The organism is Rhizobium sp. BK289 (assembly GCF_014193575.1).
Lineage (GTDB): Bacteria > Pseudomonadota > Alphaproteobacteria > Rhizobiales > Rhizobiaceae > Rhizobium > Rhizobium tropici_C.
In genome coordinates this window covers 283,916-298,841 of sequence record NZ_JACHZO010000001.1, presented here as the reverse complement: position 1 = coordinate 298,841, position 14,926 = coordinate 283,916, and the positions used below count along the sequence as shown (strand labels likewise).

Sequence of the window (14,926 nt, the reverse complement as noted above, 5' to 3'; positions counted from 1 at the left end):
GCAAGCGGCTCCAGACATGGCCATGAATTGATGACAAAGACAGGTACGATCCGTATCGGTATTTCAGGCTGGACCTACGCCCCCTGGCGCGGCGTTTTCTATCCGGAAGGCACGACACAGAAGCGCGAGCTGGCCTATGCCTCCCGGCAGTTTCCTTCCATCGAGATCAATGGCACATTCTACGGATTGCAACGTCCCGAGGCTTTTGCGAAATGGCGGGACGATACGCCCGATGGCTTCGTCTTTGCCATCAAGGGCTCCCGCTACATAACCCATATGCGCAGGCTGCGCGATGTCGAGACGCCGCTCGCCAATTTCATGGCCTCAGGTTTGCTGCGCCTTGGACCGAAGCTTGGCCCTATCCTCTGGCAGTTTCCGCCGCGGCTACAATTCGACGCCGAACTCTTTTCCACCTTCATGTCAATGCTGCCAAAGGACACCCATGCCGCGGTCAAACTTGCGAGGCGACGCGATGCATGGATGGAAGGGCGCGACTGGCTGGAGACCGACGAAAACAGGCCACTGCGCCATGCATTCGAGATCCGCAACGATAGCTTCGCGCAAGCCGATTTCATCCGGCTGCTGAGGGAACACAAGATGGGACTGGTTTGCGCCGACACGGTCGAATGGCCGTTGCTGATGGATATCACGGCCGATTTTGTCTATTGCCGTCTCCATGGCTCGGAAGAGCTCTATGTCAGCGGCTACGACGACAAGGCTCTCGATAAGTGGGCAAGACGAATCAGCGCCTGGGCGCACGGTCGCGAGCCCGCCGACGCCAATCGCGTGTTGAAGCCGCTGACATCGTCCGCGAGGGGTCGCGACGTCTATGTCTATTTCGATAATGACGTGAAAGTCAGGGCACCGGTCGATGCCCGACGACTGGCCGAGCGGCTCGGGCTTGCCTCACCAGTCGAAGCCATGCCGCCCCTTGAGAGGAAGCGGCCGCGCAAGACGGCGGTTACAGAAGAGGCCCGCCAGCATTGGCCGGGCCGATGACGCTCTCTTCACAGGAAAAAGGCGCCGGCTCGGTTCAGATCACTCCAGCCGGCCCCATGCCGGGTCCCACTGCACACCCTCGGACAGCTCCACATAGATCGGCCTGAGCGTCTCGCCGATCATCTTGTTGCGTGCCGCTATGAAAGCGTCATTAGGCTCCATTTCCTCACCAGGGAAAACGACATCATCTTCACCAGGCGGTGTTTCCTTGCGCAGGAAACCCCTGATCTGATCGCCGGAATGATAGAATTTGACGATAATGGAGCCCGGCGGAACCTCGTTCTTGCGATATCGGCGGTAGGTTTCCATCTTGCACCTCCTCATATCGGCGGGCATTCGCCGAATGATTATCGAATTGACCATGATCCGAACCGCCCTGCCTCGGCTTGGTTCCTCAAGCATTTGCCCGATCGGCTCTGCGACCACATGCCCGGTTGTTTCCGGGCCCGAATGCCCTAACTAGCGGTAGTCGACATCCTTCATCCGAGGCTGACATGACCGACGATGTCTTGCTGACATTCAATGCCGGGTCCTCGACCTTGAAAATCGGGGTCTTCGAGCTTGCGGGCACGCAGGCGCGCAATGTCGGCCGCGGAAAGATCGACTTCGATCAAGCTCCGCTGATGCTTCGCTACTCCATCGGAGACGATAAATACGAGAGGTCGGTCAAGGGCGACAACGATGCAAATTTCGTCTCCGTCGTCGCCGAAACCCTGGACCATATGCTCGCACATCTTCCGGGCAGGCTGCGCGCGGTCGCCCATCGCGTTGTCCATGGCGGCCTGATGTTTCGAGAGGCGACGCTGCTCGACGATGCCGCGATCGACCGGATCGAGAAGCTCGTTCCCCTTGCCCCCCTCCATCAACCGCAGGCGCTCCGCGTCATCCGGTCTATCGAAAAGCTTCGACCCGAGGTTCGGCAAGCCGCTTCGTTCGATACGGCCTTCCATTCGTCGCAATCAGGCCTTGTCAGCAGGTTGGCAATCCCGCGCGGCATGCATGATGACGGCGTGCGCCGCTACGGCTTTCACGGCCTTTCCTACAAATGCATCGCCTCGCAGCTTAGCAAGATCGAGCCGGCAAGCGCCGGGGGCAAGGTCATCGCATGCCATCTCGGCAGCGGCGCCAGCCTGTGCGCAATGGAAAATGGCATCAGCCGCGACACCAGCATGGGGTTTTCGGCCCTGGACGGGATCCCGATGGCGACACGTCCCGGTTGGCTCGACCCGGGCGCCCTACTCTATCTGATGAGGAGCGGGATGCGGGAGCCGGAACGGATCGAAGACTTTCTCTACCATGAATGCGGCCTGCTCGGCGTTTCCGGCATCAGCGGCGACACCCGCGTCCTGCTCGAAGACAAGCGGCCGGAGGCGGCTGAAGCCATAGATCTCTTCTGCCTGCGCATATCGGGCGAAGTCGGCCGGATGTGCGCGACGATCGGAGGCCTCGACGCTCTGGTCTTCACCGCCGGCATCGGCGAAAACCAGCCGCAGATCAGAGCCCGCGTCGTACGGAGGTTGCAATGGTTGGGTATCGAGATCGATGACGATGCAAACCGGCGCAATTTGACCTCGATCAGTGCAGGTTCCAGCCAAGTGAAGCTATTCGTGATCCCGACCGATGAGGAACAGGTGATCGCCGACGAGGCCGTGGCCCTTATCACATGACGAAAACGAGGAGACGGAAATGAATGCAGTCACCACGCCGCTCTCAACCGAAGAACTCTCTCTGATCGACCGCTACTGGCGGGCTGCCAACTATCTTTCCGTCGGCCAAATCTACCTGATGGACAATCCGCTGCTGCGCGAGCCGTTGAGACCCGAGCACATCAAGCCGCGACTGCTCGGTCACTGGGGCACGACGCCTGGTCTGAATTTCATCTATGCCCATCTGAACCGTGTCATCAAGGCACGCGATCTCGACATCATCTACATATGCGGACCGGGTCACGGTGGTCCCGGCATGGTCGCCAATACCTACCTTGAGGGCACCTACAGCGAGATATATCCGGATATCGCCGAGACTGCGGACGGGATGCAGAAGCTGTTCAAGCAATTTTCCTTCCCCGGCGGCATTCCAAGCCATGCGGCACCCGAGACGCCGGGCTCCATCCATGAAGGCGGCGAGCTCGGCTATGCGCTCGTCCATGCCTTCGGCGCGGCTTTCGACAACCCCGACCTCGTCGTCGCCTGTGTCGTCGGCGATGGCGAAGCCGAAACCGGGCCGCTGGCGGCAAGCTGGCATTCCAACAAATTCCTCAATCCGGCGCGCGATGGCGCGGTGCTGCCCATCCTCCATCTCAACGGCTACAAGATCGCCAATCCGACGATCCTCGGCCGGGCAGGCGACGACGATCTTAAAAACCTGTTCTCCGGTTACGGCTACGAGCCGTTTTTCGTCGAGGGGCACGAGCCCGCCGCGATGCATCAGGCGATGGCCGCAACATTCGATCAGACGTTCGACCGCATTCGCAGCATACAGAGAAACGCACGCGAAAAGACTTCGCCCGAAGGAATGCCCCGCTGGCCGATGATCGTGCTGCGCAGCCCGAAAGGCTGGACGGGACCCAGGCAAGTGGACGGCAAGAAGGTCGAAGGTTTCTGGCGGGCGCACCAGGTGCCCGTCGCCAATTGCCGCGGCGACGAGAGCCACCGAAAGATCCTCGAAGACTGGATGCGCGGCTATGATCCCGACGATCTTTTCGATCGCGATGGGCGGCTGAAGGCCGAGCTGCGGGCGCAGGCACCCAAAGGCGAAAGACGGATGGGTGCCAACCCCCATGCCAATGGCGGCCTGCTTCGCAAAGAGCTCCTGGTTCCCTCCCTCGAGGACTACGCTGTCGAGATCGGCGAGCGCGGCAGCAAGCAGGTGCAATCGACGGAGATACTCGGCCACTATCTGCGCGACACGCTGAAGCTCAATGACATCAGGCAGAATTTTCGCATCTTCGGCCCTGACGAGACGGAATCGAACCGCCTCGGCAGCGTCTTCGAAGCGACCGATCGTGTCTGGATGGAGGCAATCGAAGACTATGACGTCCATCTAGCGCCGGAGGGCCGGGTGATGGAAGTCCTGAGCGAACATCTTTGCCAAGGTTGGCTGGAAGGATATCTGCTCACGGGCCGGCACGGGCTTTTTTCTTGCTACGAGGCCTTCATCCATATCGTCGATTCCATGTTCAACCAGCATGCCAAGTGGCTGAAGGTCTCGCGCGAGCTGCCGTGGCGCAAGCCGATCTCATCGCTGAACTACCTGCTGACGTCGCATGTCTGGCGGCAGGATCACAACGGCTTTTCGCATCAGGATCCCGGCTTCGTCGATCTCGTCGCCAACAAGAAGGCCGATGTGGTGCGCATCTACCTGCCACCGGATGCCAATACACTGCTGTGGGTCGCTGATCATTGCCTGAGGACTTATGACCGGATCAACGTCATCGTCGCCGGCAAGCAGCCTGAATCGCAGTGGCTCGGTATGGACGAGGCGATCGCCCATTGTAAGGCCGGCGTCGGCATCTGGGATTGGGCGAGCTACGAGGAGAATACGATCGCTCCCGACCTCATCATGGCCTGTGCCGGCGATGTGCCGACCATGGAGACGCTTGCCGCCGTCATGCTATTGCATGAGGCGATCCCGGACTTGAAGATCCGAACGGTCAACGTGGTCGATCTCCTGGCCCTTCAGGATCCGGAGCAGCATCCGCACGGTCTCGAGCATCAGGCATTCGACCGGATCTTCACCACGGACAAACCGGTGATCTTCGCCTATCACGGCTATCCCTATCTGATCCACCGGCTGACCTACAGACGAACCAATCACGACAACATCCATGTGCGCGGGTTCATCGAGGAAGGCACGACGACCACGCCCTTCGACATGACGGTGCTGAATGAGCTGGATCGCTATCATCTCGCGCTGGAGGCGATCAACCGCGTGCCGGGTTTGGCCGAAAAAGTTCCGGATGTCGTGGATGGCCTGAGAGCAAAGCTCGTCAAGCACCATGACTATGTCCGGCGCCATGGCGAGGATATGCCGGAAGTTCGCGACTGGCGGTGGAAGCGGTGAGGCTGGAACGGCCCAACGCTTCAGTGAATGACCGAACCGTTAGGATTTGGCCGCGTGCGCCGGTTTTCCCTTTCGCTTGGTCGATGCCATGTCGTGAAGCTCCTTTTCGCTCATGGAGTCGACCATGCTCTTCGATGCGCCCTTCAGCTCACTCTTCTTCCTCTCGCCGCGCTTGGCGGCGAGCGCCGCGCCGGCGGCCATTTGCTGCGATTTCGACTTTGCGGGCATGATGAGCCCTCCTTTGACTTGTTTGCGATCTCGTTTGCCTATCCGGCAAAGCGTACCAGCAGAATGAGCAATACCGCCGCGGCAAGCCCACCGATGAATATCACGCGCTGCCAACGCCGTTTCAGGATGATCTCGCCTTGGCGAACATCCTCGGCCGCGAAGCTGCGCGGCTCGTCCCTGTCTGAATCGCCCTGATCTTTTCCGTTCATTGCAACCATCCGGAGGTCGGATTTCGGCGACCATTCGTGCCGGGAGCAGCCGCGCCGCGGCGCCGGTCGCAGAAGGCTGACAGAGCATAAGCCTAGGATTGATAGGTGCCGATGATGCTTGCCTCTGCCAGCGTGTGTTTCTTCACTTTCTGCCACATCGCCTCCGCCCCGACGGCATCCGGAAGGGTAACCCTCGGCACGTCAAGCGCAGCGAGCCGAAAGATATAACGATGAGGGGGATCGCCGCGTGGCGGCCGCGGACCGTCGTAACGGGCATTGCCGAAATCGTTTTTGTAAAAGCGGAGCGCCTGCTCCTGCGTCGTGTCGACGCTTTCAGCCAGCCCCGTCCATTCCGCCGGAATGTTGGCAATGCCGCAATGGCAAAACGTACCGCTCGGTGCATCGGGATCCTCGACGATCAGGGCAAAGCTCTGGGTTTTATCGGGAGCACCGCCCCAAGAGAGCGGGGGGAATAAATTCTCGCCTTCCATCGCGTATTTGCTCGGTATCGGCTCGTCTTCAGCGAAGGCCTTGCTGATCAACGTCAAAGCCATCAGGCTCCTCCTTTCTGTCGCGGATTCATGCTTTTGTGAAGTTCTCAACATAAGGTGCAACCCGTCAGCACCATTATTGTTCCCGGCGCGGAACATTCATGCACAAGCGCAGTTCTATGCATCCAAAAATGGAGGAGAACAAATGACGGATGAGCGGTTCGAATGGATCAGCAAACGGGCCTATGCCATTTGGGAGGCCGCGGGGCGCCCCTGGGGATGCAGCCATCTCCACTGGGAGCAAGCGGCTGCGGAGCGCGAGATCATGGAGCGAACACGAGCATCCGTTGACGGCGAAGACGTGCTGATAAGGCTTCGGCGGAAAGTTGCGCCGCCCGAAGCCGAAAATGATGACTCTCCAAAGGACCGTAACGTCGGATAGTGTCAATACGCGGGAAATTCTCGCAGAGACAATTCCCGGGCGTACATAGCCCGGCCGAATTTTGGTGGGCGAACGGCCTGCTGCGGAGCGCAATCATGGCTTCGCCGTACGTTTCTTTCCTAATTCTGAGTTCCGTCCCGGTTTGGCTGGGCCGGCGTGCTCTTGGTGCCCTGCTGATTGTTTTCCGACCGGTCGGTCGGTGCGGGCTGGGCAGCTTGTCCGGCGGGCGGAGTATTGTCGATCGTGCCGCCCTGCGGCTGTCCGCCGGAGGAGCTTATGGGCGGCGCCGGGTTTTCCGATTTATTCGGCTCGATGTAACGGCCCCATAGTTCGACGCCGGCCCACACGATTGCGGCCAAAACCAGCCCCGTGACCAACACGGCGAAAAGATGCACGCCGCGCACGCCCTGACGAGCCTCGGTCGCAGAAAGCGGTTTTTTGGGTTCCTGGGGTGCCATTGCAGGCCTCCGTAAGTTGCAAATCCCATACCGGCCTAACCTCAGCGCTGCGAGATGGTTCCATCGCGCGACGCCGCATCCCGTCGGCGTCGGCCGGAACAATGCGCATAGCCGGACGTTAGCCCTGTGAGGCTGCAGATCGTGCCAAGCGGACACGATGGTGCTGAAGAATATGGAGATTTTTCCGCTTTCTCTCCATAGCCAACGAAATGGCAGGCGAGCTTCCCACCCATCCGATCCGCAGCCTTCCCGGCATCTGGGATGCCGAAGACTGATAGGTCTCTCAAGCCGACTGGTTCCGATCGAAGCGGACGACCACCCCAATCGGAAACGTTTTTCGCCACGAGAACTTCATACCGTCATCGAGGTGAACAATGACAAAGAATATCACCAACGCAATGTCGTCGACGGCTGCATCATCGACTTCGGCACGATCGTTGCAACGCAGCTTCGATTGGCCGCGCCATTTGAATGGCTGGACCTTACCGAGATGCCGCGGCATTCTGCTGGCGGCGATGGCGGTCGCTGTTTCCTCGACCTTCGCATTCGCACAACAAACGCCGAACGACGACCGGTGCAAGGCTATGGACACCAATCGACAGACGGAAAACCAGCAGCCAGGCGACGGCCAGGCAACTCCGGCACCGGACAGCGATCCAAGTCGGACGTTGGCGGACTGCGGCGGCGTTCTCAAGCCGCCATCCGTCGGCGATAGTCAAATGGAAAAGCCTGCGCCAAAGGTCGGCAATACTCCCATCATCAAGCCGGGTGATCCGAAAAATGGGCAGCAAAACAGTCAACAGCCCAGCAAATGAGAACCCATCAAATGAGGATGTCTTACGGCTTCGGTTCCGGCTGCTCGATTGGCCCATTGGTCACCGTCGTGTCCCGGCTGTCGCCGGCGGTAAATGGCTTGATGACGAGAATGGCCAGTACCGATGCGATCATCAGACCAAAGACCACGAGCAACAACATGCGCATCTCGGCGTGTCCATCTATCGCGTCTTGCGGATAGCAAGATTGCTGTCGTGCCCGACGATGCCGCCCGCCTGTCGGGAGATCGCTTCCGCGCGCTGCTTGGCTTCGTGATTTTCGACGGATCCTTCGATGATGACTCGTCCGCGGCTTACGGTGACGAAAATGCCCGCGGTATCGAGCAGCCCATCCGCTTTCAGCCTGCTTTCGATTTCCGCGCGAATTTCGGCATCGGCTCTTTCTTGTTTCCACGCTGAAGATGCACCCTCCTCAGCCGCCGGCGCCAAATCATCAAGCTGTTGCGATTGAAGGCCGGACTGCACCTTGGAAATCCTGAAGAAAACCTCATCGACCTCCCGTCTGCGACGCCGATCGCATTCGGCCGAATCCTCGCAGCGAGCATCGTCCGTACCCGGTTGCGGCGGAATATCCTGCGCCGATGCTCCTGCTGCGGCAGCCTGCGTGACATCTCCTGAGCCGCCGGCCGCCTGATCGAGCGCTTGCAGGGTGCGAATATCGGCGCGATCCGGAGGATCCCTTGCCGTTTTCGTATTCTTGATCTCGGTCATTGTTTTCTCCCGTGTTTGATAGGGGAAAACATTTGTCGCCTGCGAATGTTCCGTCTTGATCGCCGATGGTCATGTGCCCGTCGTCAGCATCTCGAAGGATACGATCTTGTGATACTCCCGGAGAGACGCAAGCAACTGCGCGCCGCCGGCATCCAAGCCCGCCTGCCTCCATCGCACCTCGTAGGAAATATGCGCGGTCGCCTCCGTCGGTCCCATCGTCTCGGCGAGAAAGGCGAAGGCATATCCGCGCGGCTCCAGCGCCGTTTGCATGTCGGCGACCGTAACGCCGGCATCCCGCGGAAGCTCGATCACGAACCGCGCCTTCTGCCGGCGCGGTATCAGCTTGTCGAACCGTTTAAAGGGAGACAGCACGATAAAGGCGATGACCGCACCGGCCGAACCGACGATCAATTGTCCGCCGCCGATACACAGGCCGATCGCGGTCATGATCCAAAGGGTCGCCGCCGTCGTCACGCCGGTCACCAGATCCCCGCGCTTGAGGATGGCGCCGCCGCCGATAAAACCGACCCCGGTCAGTACGCCGAGGGGAAAGCGCAGCACGTCCATCGAGGCGAATGATTGCGGTGTCTTGCCCAGTGTCGACAGCAGAAGATTGGCCTGGATCATTGTGAGGCAAGCTGCCAAGCCCACCAGAATCGTCGTACGGAATCCCGCCGCATGGCCACCAGCCTCCCGGTTTATGCCGACCAAGGCACCCGCTGCCGTCACCAATGCGAGCCGAACGACGATATCGAGCCAGTTCGGATCGAGGGGCATATCATCCATCAGATTCGGCACGTTATTCTCCGACAGAAGGCCTCTTGGGACAATTCTTCATTGAGAACAGCGCCGCGGGCTTTTCGTTCCGCTGCATCCCTCTTCCAAGGACGGCAACCTTCGATCGTGAACCTCCAACAATGCGGGATCGGGAGAACGACCGTCGTGCCTCCGCCCTTGCGGCTGTCGACCGTGGCGTGGCCGCCATGCGCCTCGGCCATGGCCTTGACGACGGCAAAGGCCGGATCCCCGCGTCGCCTCGTCTTCCATGTGGATGAGGCCACAAAAGCGATCCCAAAAAGTTCTGCCACCTTCGCCTAACTCGGCGAGGCGTCTGGCCCGCTGGCGGCTCTTTGAACCAAGCGGGCAACCACTTCGGTGCGGTTCTGCGCCTGCAACTTACGCATGATATGTTGCAGATGCATCTTCACGGTATGGCCCGACAAATTGAGTTTTCCTGCAATGACCTTATTTGAGCAGCCGCATTGCAGCTCCGCGAGGACATCCGCCTCCCGGGGAGTGAAATCGGCGATCGCCAAATATTGCGTCCTATCATCCAAGCTTTTTTCGGCCTCGTTTCTGACCGGAATATGCTCGTTTGAGCCGTTTGCAACAGCTCCCAATAGCTGTGGGCAGAATGTTCCTCCCGCCAGAACGAGACGGAGGCCGGCAAGGGCGATGTCAATGGGAAGTGACGTCGAGAAAAAGCCGCGAATGCCCATCTCGAGTGCCTGACGGACTATGTTGACGTCATCTGTGCCCAAAAGCAAGGTAACAGGAGCCTCAGGAAAACGTGCAGCAATTGCCGCGAGATCGTCACGCAGGCTTGTGCTCTCAACACCTCTGCCGGCCAGATCGAGTGCAATCAGACGCACCTCCGCTCCAAGGGCTCTATCGAGACTCTCGGTGGAGATCATATCGATAAAATTCCAACCGGGGAATTCATGCTCAAGAAGCTTGACCACAGTCGTTCGCGCCAGTGTGGAATGCTGAATTACGACAATAGTTGGTGCACTGCGCCGCATCTGGCGCTTAGTTTTAGTACTGTTGGACACCTGCGTGCTCCCCGGAATATTTGCAGACCAACAGGAACACACATTATTGCTGCACTCACTTCATGTCATGACAGAAAAAAGAGGTATTCTCGATATCAATAGTCTTATCTCTCATGAGAATTCTCATAGTCTCAGAAACCTTGGTGAGTGACAACCAGAGCCTGTAAAACAGGTTGGAACACCTATTTATGAAGGACATGCAGAATCGACCTGTCGCTGTAGAAAATACATGCTTTCGCGGAATTCGCGTGCCACAAGAAGGTCAATAGAGCTTTCAAACACACTGAAAAGGCAATCGATCTATTACATGTGCATACAGGAAATGTCGTTGGATAGAAGAAGCTATCGATCGACTTGCACTTGATCCCACATCTCAACTCAAGGCAGCAGTAATCGACGACAATGCGGATAAGGCATGGTCGATTGTTCGGTACCTCAGCGAAATGTGTTCCGCGGCATGTCGGCCCATGAGGCGAAAGCCCGAGCGCCGGAGACGATCCGGCATGCGGCTGGAAAAATGGCGGGAAGAACGGATTTTGCGCAGTTGAGTTCGCGCAATGCAAATGGGATTCTATCCGCTAGGTATGGATGAAGCTCAGAATGTCGTCCACGAGAGCCGAGTGGGCGTCCGTGAGGTTGCCGCCCCCGCCGTGGCCACCGATGCCGGCCAGCTGAAGCGCGTGCTGATCATAGAGAACATGATCGATCTGTTGGGCGTCCGCCGTCCCGCCGGCGGGAACGGCGATGTTGATAGGATGGAAATAGGCGAGATTGACGTCTACCATGCTGCCGGTTGACGATCCGATCCCGCCGCCGCCCCCCTCATGACTGCCGGTAAAGATCGTCCCCGACGACATGTTGAAGCCACCGCCGTCGCCACCGATGCCTGCAATCTGCACGGTGCCCTGATCAAAAATTGCATTGTTTGCCTGATGAGCCTCCGCCGAGCCGCCTGCCGCGCCCACGGCGATGTTGATCGGTGAAAAAATGGCCACGCTGACGTCGACCATGCTGCCAACGAAAAATCCATTGCCGCCGTGGCCGGCATAATTGTCGCCGGTAAATGTAAGTGCAGTTCCCGGGCTCATCGATGCATCATGGCTTGCGACATTATGGTCCCCTCCCGAGCCGCCAACGCCACCAATCTGGGTTGCACCCTGCAGGAACAGGGCATTGTTCGATTGATCGGCGTGAGCCACCGCGCCAGGGCCTGCCGCAACGGCAGCATTTACGGGGGCAAACAGTGCGACGTCGGTGCTTACGAGGCCGCCATAGAAAAGACCATTGCCCCCGGTGCCCGCATGACTGACGCCCCCGCCGCCGATGGCAACATTGCCGCTTCCGCCATTCCCGCCTATCCCAGCCATTTCGGTGGGATGCTGATTGATGAGCGCATCGTTGCCCTGGAAGGCGTCGGCAGCCGAATGAGGTCCTGCAATAGCGGCATTGGAGGGCATGAAGACGGCCAAAGCGTTGCTGTCGATCACGCCTACGCTTATCCCGTCACCACCGCTGCCGGCAGAATTGTAGCTCGGACCAGAAGCGACATCCAATGGAAGCCAGGTCGGCACCAGCGCCAGATGCCCCGCAGCCGAATTGGGGGCGAGGTTTTGATCGGTGCCTGTTTTGGGCAAGTCTTCCGATAAGGGACGAACTTCCGTCATTACCGTCTCCATTGCGCGATCAACCGCACGTTCAAGCGAACAGCATATGCCGCCTGAATTGTTCAGGGCATTGTGCATCTGAAGGTGAAAAAAACAGAGCCTGCAATTCGTCTACATCCAGTCGGCTAGTTCCGTAGCCATTTGGCTGTCATGGATGCGGCACCCGTTATGCGTGCTTAAAAGCGCCAGATCCACCCCCTGGTTTACAGGTTCGGCGTCGCCCAAGCCATCTTTCGCGGCGGAAAACACTCGTTTTCAACCTTCGAACAGGATCTCCTCGCCAAGCGCAGCCTGATCGGACCCCCAGAATTTAGCCGTTTTGCCTGATAGCCTTTGCTTTGAAGAACGGCATCGCTTCGACCGGATGGCAGATATCATCATGATCGTGCCACCAGAGCCAAATCCCTAACGGCTAAACCGGAATATCACTCTATCACCTCCAACCATACGCCCGAAGGAACGTCGCCGATTAGCTAGATAGCTCACAGATCAAATCGCGGGTAATATTTACCTGCGGTTGTATTGGCTGGCGATGAGATGCTGGATACCCACGCCGTAGAACAAACTCGGACGAAACGAAGTAGAAGGAGGGACATCAATGCCTATTCCACAAATGTCTGACACGATTCAACTCAATGATCCAAATGCGGGCGATGCCAATGCCGGTAATGGCGGTGATGGCTACAGCCATGGGAATATCGACTACAACCCGGTTGCGTATGTCGCCAATGTGCAAACAGTCGATGGAGCATCGACCGATTTGCACAACGGCGATCATGTTTGGCAGACGGCCGATTGGACCGCCGGCGGTGGCGGAAGTGGTGGCTTTACTCAGGCCCAGAACGGCTTCCTGGCGGCGGTGACGAACACTGGCGCCGGCGGCGCGGGGGGAGATTCTCACTCCGACGGCAGTCAAGGAAGCTCGAGTGGCGGCGACGTAGCTGCGGTGAGCGCCGCGACGACCGGGACCCAGTATACGCAGCTTCTGGCTGATCAGCATGCCACCATCCTCGCAGGCGTCGGCGGCAATGGTGGTAACGGAAACATCGCTCGAGGCGGTGATATCTCGTCAGCGTTGGTTCACACCGATCCAGAAACGACGACGGTGAACAATGCTCTCGATCATTTCGTAAATGACTTCGGTCATATCGATCTCAGCCATCTGGGCTCCTGAAACTCAGATCCTGAAGGTCGCCGGCTTCGGTCGGCGACCCTCATAGGTTGCAAAATCAGCCAGCAGCCTCTTCTTGTCGGCATCAAGCGCAGCGAGATCTGATAATGGCAACGCTTTCTGCAAAGCTATCGCGCCCACAGACACAGCTCGTTGTTGCGCTCCGGGCTTGTGCCGGAGCCTTCGGATTGGTTTTCCTCTATAGCTGCGGCTACAATCTCTTCCTTCTGGCGCCTTCGATCTATCTACTCCAGATCTATGATAGGGTCCTGTCGAGCCGAAGCGCCGACACGCTTCTGATGCTGACGATGATTATCGCCGTTGCCGTGCTGGTCGGATCCACGCTGGATATCGTTCGCAGGGCAGCTCTTTCGCGCATCGGCAGCTGGCTGGATCACAGGTTACGGCCGATGGTGCTCACCGCATCATTCGAATATGCCGCTCGCGCCAATGCGGGAGCCGCCACGGAATGCTACAGGGACCTCGCCGTACTACGCCAGTTCCTCGATTCACCAGCCAGTTCCCTTTTTTTCGACGTTCCCTGGGCGCCAATTTTCCTGCTCCTGCTCTTTCTTGTTCATCCGCTGCTTGGGACCATCGGTCTTCTGAGCGCGGTTGCGCTTCTGCTGTTTGCGTTCCTGACGGAACTGGCGACTCAAGAGCCGCTTGCCCGCGCCAATCTTGCTCTTTCGAGGAGCTATCAGCGATTTGCGAGCGCCCTCAAAAACATCGAGGTGATCCGGGCCATGGGCATGCAGTATGGCGCGGCACTGGTCGTCTATCGCGATGCGGAAATGGCAAGAAGGGTCCAGGACATCGCGATGCATCGGACGGAGATCATTCTTGGCTTCTCCAAGGCAATCCGCACGCTCGCGCAGATCCTCATGATGGGATCGGCGACATGGCTGGTGCTTGCGAGCAACAGCAGCCCAGGAATCATCTTCGTTGCGAGCTTGCTGCTCGGGCGCGGGCTGGCACCCATCGAGGGCGCAATAGGTGCATGGCGCTCTTTCACCTTTGCGCGGAATGCCTTCAATCGCTTGAATGGAATGCTGATCGCCGTTGCAGCGGAACGCGATCCCCGAACGGTGCCGCAACCAGAGCCCAATGGCCTGGTTCTCGATAACGTCAGCTATATTCAGCCATTCGCCAACAAGCAGATATTGACCGGTATCACATTGCGCCTCGCGCCGGGCGATTGCGTAGCGCTCATCGGCCCGTCGGGATCGGGAAAATCGACACTAGGCCGCGTCATGGCAGGTGTTGTGCAGGCAACGGGCGGATGTGCTCTTCTTGGCGGTGTCGACATATCGGCTCTGCGCCTTTGCGGGGGAACCCATCATGTCGGATACCTGCCCCAGGACATCGAACTCTTCGGCGGCGCAATCAAGGATGTGATAGGCCGGCTTGACGGAGGAGATCCAGTCAAAGCGATCGATGCCGCGAAGCTGGTTGGATTGCACGAAGCGATCATGCGGCTGCCCCAGGGCTACGAGACCGATATCGGCGAAGGCGGAAACCTGCTGCTTCGAGCTCAGCGCCAGCAGTTGGCACTGGCGCGGGCCGCCTATGGAAACCCATCCCTTGTCGTTCTCGACGATCCAAACTCGAGCCTGGACTATGACGGCGAACGCATGCTGTTCAGGGCAATCGAACGCATGAAATCCAGGGGAATGACCGTCGTCATCATAACGCATCGGATGGGGATCCTGCCGGTCACCAACAAGATTGCCATTATGCGCAACGGGACGGTGGCGGCCTTCGGCGAGAGCGAGCGGATTTACGAAACCTATCTTCAACCGCCATCTCGAACAGGAACGTAGGGA

The 14,926-nt window shown here is 58.7% G+C and carries 17 protein-coding genes; 7 read left to right on the top strand and 10 right to left on the bottom strand.

What is annotated here, in order from left to right:
* Positions 1-30: 30 nt before the first annotated feature.
* Entirely contained in the window at positions 31-999 is a 969-nt protein-coding gene (locus FHT84_RS01285; protein ID WP_183761063.1) for a DUF72 domain-containing protein, read from the top strand.
* A gap of 39 nt (positions 1,000-1,038) precedes the next feature.
* Here FHT84_RS01285 and FHT84_RS01280 read toward each other — a convergent pair whose 3' ends face one another.
* On the bottom strand, positions 1,039-1,308 hold the full coding sequence (locus FHT84_RS01280; RefSeq protein WP_113250381.1) for a hypothetical protein: 270 nt from the start codon (positions 1,306-1,308) through the stop codon (positions 1,039-1,041).
* Between the two features lie 185 nt (positions 1,309-1,493).
* Between FHT84_RS01280 and FHT84_RS01275 the strand changes: the two genes are divergently transcribed.
* Together FHT84_RS01275 and FHT84_RS01270 are read left to right on the top strand one after the other, a co-directional pair.
* The gene (locus FHT84_RS01275) at positions 1,494-2,666 is read left to right on the top strand and encodes an acetate/propionate family kinase (protein WP_183761066.1); all 1,173 of its coding nucleotides are present in this window, start codon (positions 1,494-1,496) and stop codon (positions 2,664-2,666) included.
* A gap of 19 nt (positions 2,667-2,685) precedes the next feature.
* Positions 2,686-5,061, top strand: a complete 2,376-nt coding sequence (locus tag FHT84_RS01270; protein WP_183761069.1) for a phosphoketolase family protein — start codon at positions 2,686-2,688, stop codon at positions 5,059-5,061.
* A gap of 39 nt (positions 5,062-5,100) precedes the next feature.
* On the opposite strand, the gene FHT84_RS01265 is transcribed toward FHT84_RS01270, so the two are convergent.
* The 3 genes from FHT84_RS01265 to FHT84_RS01255 all read right to left on the bottom strand — a co-directional run bounded on the left by FHT84_RS01265 (position 5,101) and on the right by FHT84_RS01255 (position 6,052).
* Positions 5,101-5,289 carry a DUF3008 family protein gene (locus tag FHT84_RS01265; RefSeq protein WP_112344693.1) on the bottom strand — a complete coding sequence of 63 codons (189 nt, stop codon included), beginning with the start codon at positions 5,287-5,289 and terminating at the stop codon, positions 5,101-5,103.
* A 38-nt stretch (positions 5,290-5,327) separates the two neighbouring features.
* On the bottom strand, positions 5,328-5,498 hold the full coding sequence (locus FHT84_RS01260; RefSeq protein ID WP_181592424.1) for a hypothetical protein: 171 nt from the start codon (positions 5,496-5,498) through the stop codon (positions 5,328-5,330).
* Between the two features lie 92 nt (positions 5,499-5,590).
* Entirely contained in the window at positions 5,591-6,052 is a 462-nt protein-coding gene (locus FHT84_RS01255; RefSeq protein WP_112344692.1) for a YbhB/YbcL family Raf kinase inhibitor-like protein, read from the bottom strand.
* Between the two features lie 142 nt (positions 6,053-6,194).
* Between FHT84_RS01255 and FHT84_RS01250 the strand changes: the two genes are divergently transcribed.
* The gene (locus FHT84_RS01250) at positions 6,195-6,431 is read left to right on the top strand and encodes a DUF2934 domain-containing protein (RefSeq protein WP_112344691.1); all 237 of its coding nucleotides are present in this window, start codon (positions 6,195-6,197) and stop codon (positions 6,429-6,431) included.
* Positions 6,432-6,550: 119 nt separating this feature from the next.
* Here FHT84_RS01250 and FHT84_RS01245 read toward each other — a convergent pair whose 3' ends face one another.
* Entirely contained in the window at positions 6,551-6,889 is a 339-nt protein-coding gene (locus tag FHT84_RS01245; protein ID WP_112344690.1) for a hypothetical protein, read from the bottom strand.
* A gap of 374 nt (positions 6,890-7,263) precedes the next feature.
* Here FHT84_RS01245 and FHT84_RS01240 point away from each other — a divergent pair, with 374 nt between their 5' ends.
* Entirely contained in the window at positions 7,264-7,704 is a 441-nt protein-coding gene (locus tag FHT84_RS01240) for a hypothetical protein (RefSeq protein ID WP_246698438.1), read from the top strand.
* Between the two features lie 22 nt (positions 7,705-7,726).
* Here the strand turns inward: FHT84_RS01240 and FHT84_RS01235 are convergent, their stop codons facing one another.
* The 5 genes from FHT84_RS01235 to FHT84_RS01215 all read right to left on the bottom strand — a co-directional run bounded on the left by FHT84_RS01235 (position 7,727) and on the right by FHT84_RS01215 (position 11,929).
* Complete coding sequence (locus tag FHT84_RS01235) at positions 7,727-7,870, bottom strand: hypothetical protein (RefSeq protein WP_181592422.1); 144 nt, start codon at positions 7,868-7,870, stop codon at positions 7,727-7,729.
* Positions 7,871-7,884: 14 nt separating this feature from the next.
* Positions 7,885-8,433, bottom strand: coding sequence for a BON domain-containing protein (locus FHT84_RS01230; RefSeq protein ID WP_183761072.1), 549 nt, complete (start codon positions 8,431-8,433; stop codon positions 7,885-7,887).
* 69 nt (positions 8,434-8,502) lie between these two features.
* The gene (locus FHT84_RS01225; RefSeq protein ID WP_183761075.1) at positions 8,503-9,231 is read right to left on the bottom strand and encodes an MgtC/SapB family protein; all 729 of its coding nucleotides are present in this window, start codon (positions 9,229-9,231) and stop codon (positions 8,503-8,505) included.
* A 296-nt stretch (positions 9,232-9,527) separates the two neighbouring features.
* On the bottom strand, positions 9,528-10,235 hold the full coding sequence (locus FHT84_RS01220) for a response regulator transcription factor (RefSeq protein ID WP_183761299.1): 708 nt from the start codon (positions 10,233-10,235) through the stop codon (positions 9,528-9,530).
* 608 nt (positions 10,236-10,843) lie between these two features.
* Entirely contained in the window at positions 10,844-11,929 is a 1,086-nt protein-coding gene (locus FHT84_RS01215; RefSeq protein ID WP_183761078.1) for a hypothetical protein, read from the bottom strand.
* Positions 11,930-12,527: 598 nt separating this feature from the next.
* On the opposite strand from FHT84_RS01215, the gene FHT84_RS01210 reads away from it, so the two are divergent.
* Positions 12,528-13,103, top strand: coding sequence for a PE-PGRS family protein (locus FHT84_RS01210; RefSeq protein ID WP_112344683.1), 576 nt, complete (start codon positions 12,528-12,530; stop codon positions 13,101-13,103).
* A gap of 104 nt (positions 13,104-13,207) precedes the next feature.
* Positions 13,208-14,923 carry a type I secretion system permease/ATPase gene (locus FHT84_RS01205; RefSeq protein ID WP_183761081.1) on the top strand — a complete coding sequence of 572 codons (1,716 nt, stop codon included), beginning with the start codon at positions 13,208-13,210 and terminating at the stop codon, positions 14,921-14,923.
* Positions 14,924-14,926: the final 3 nt, after the last annotated feature.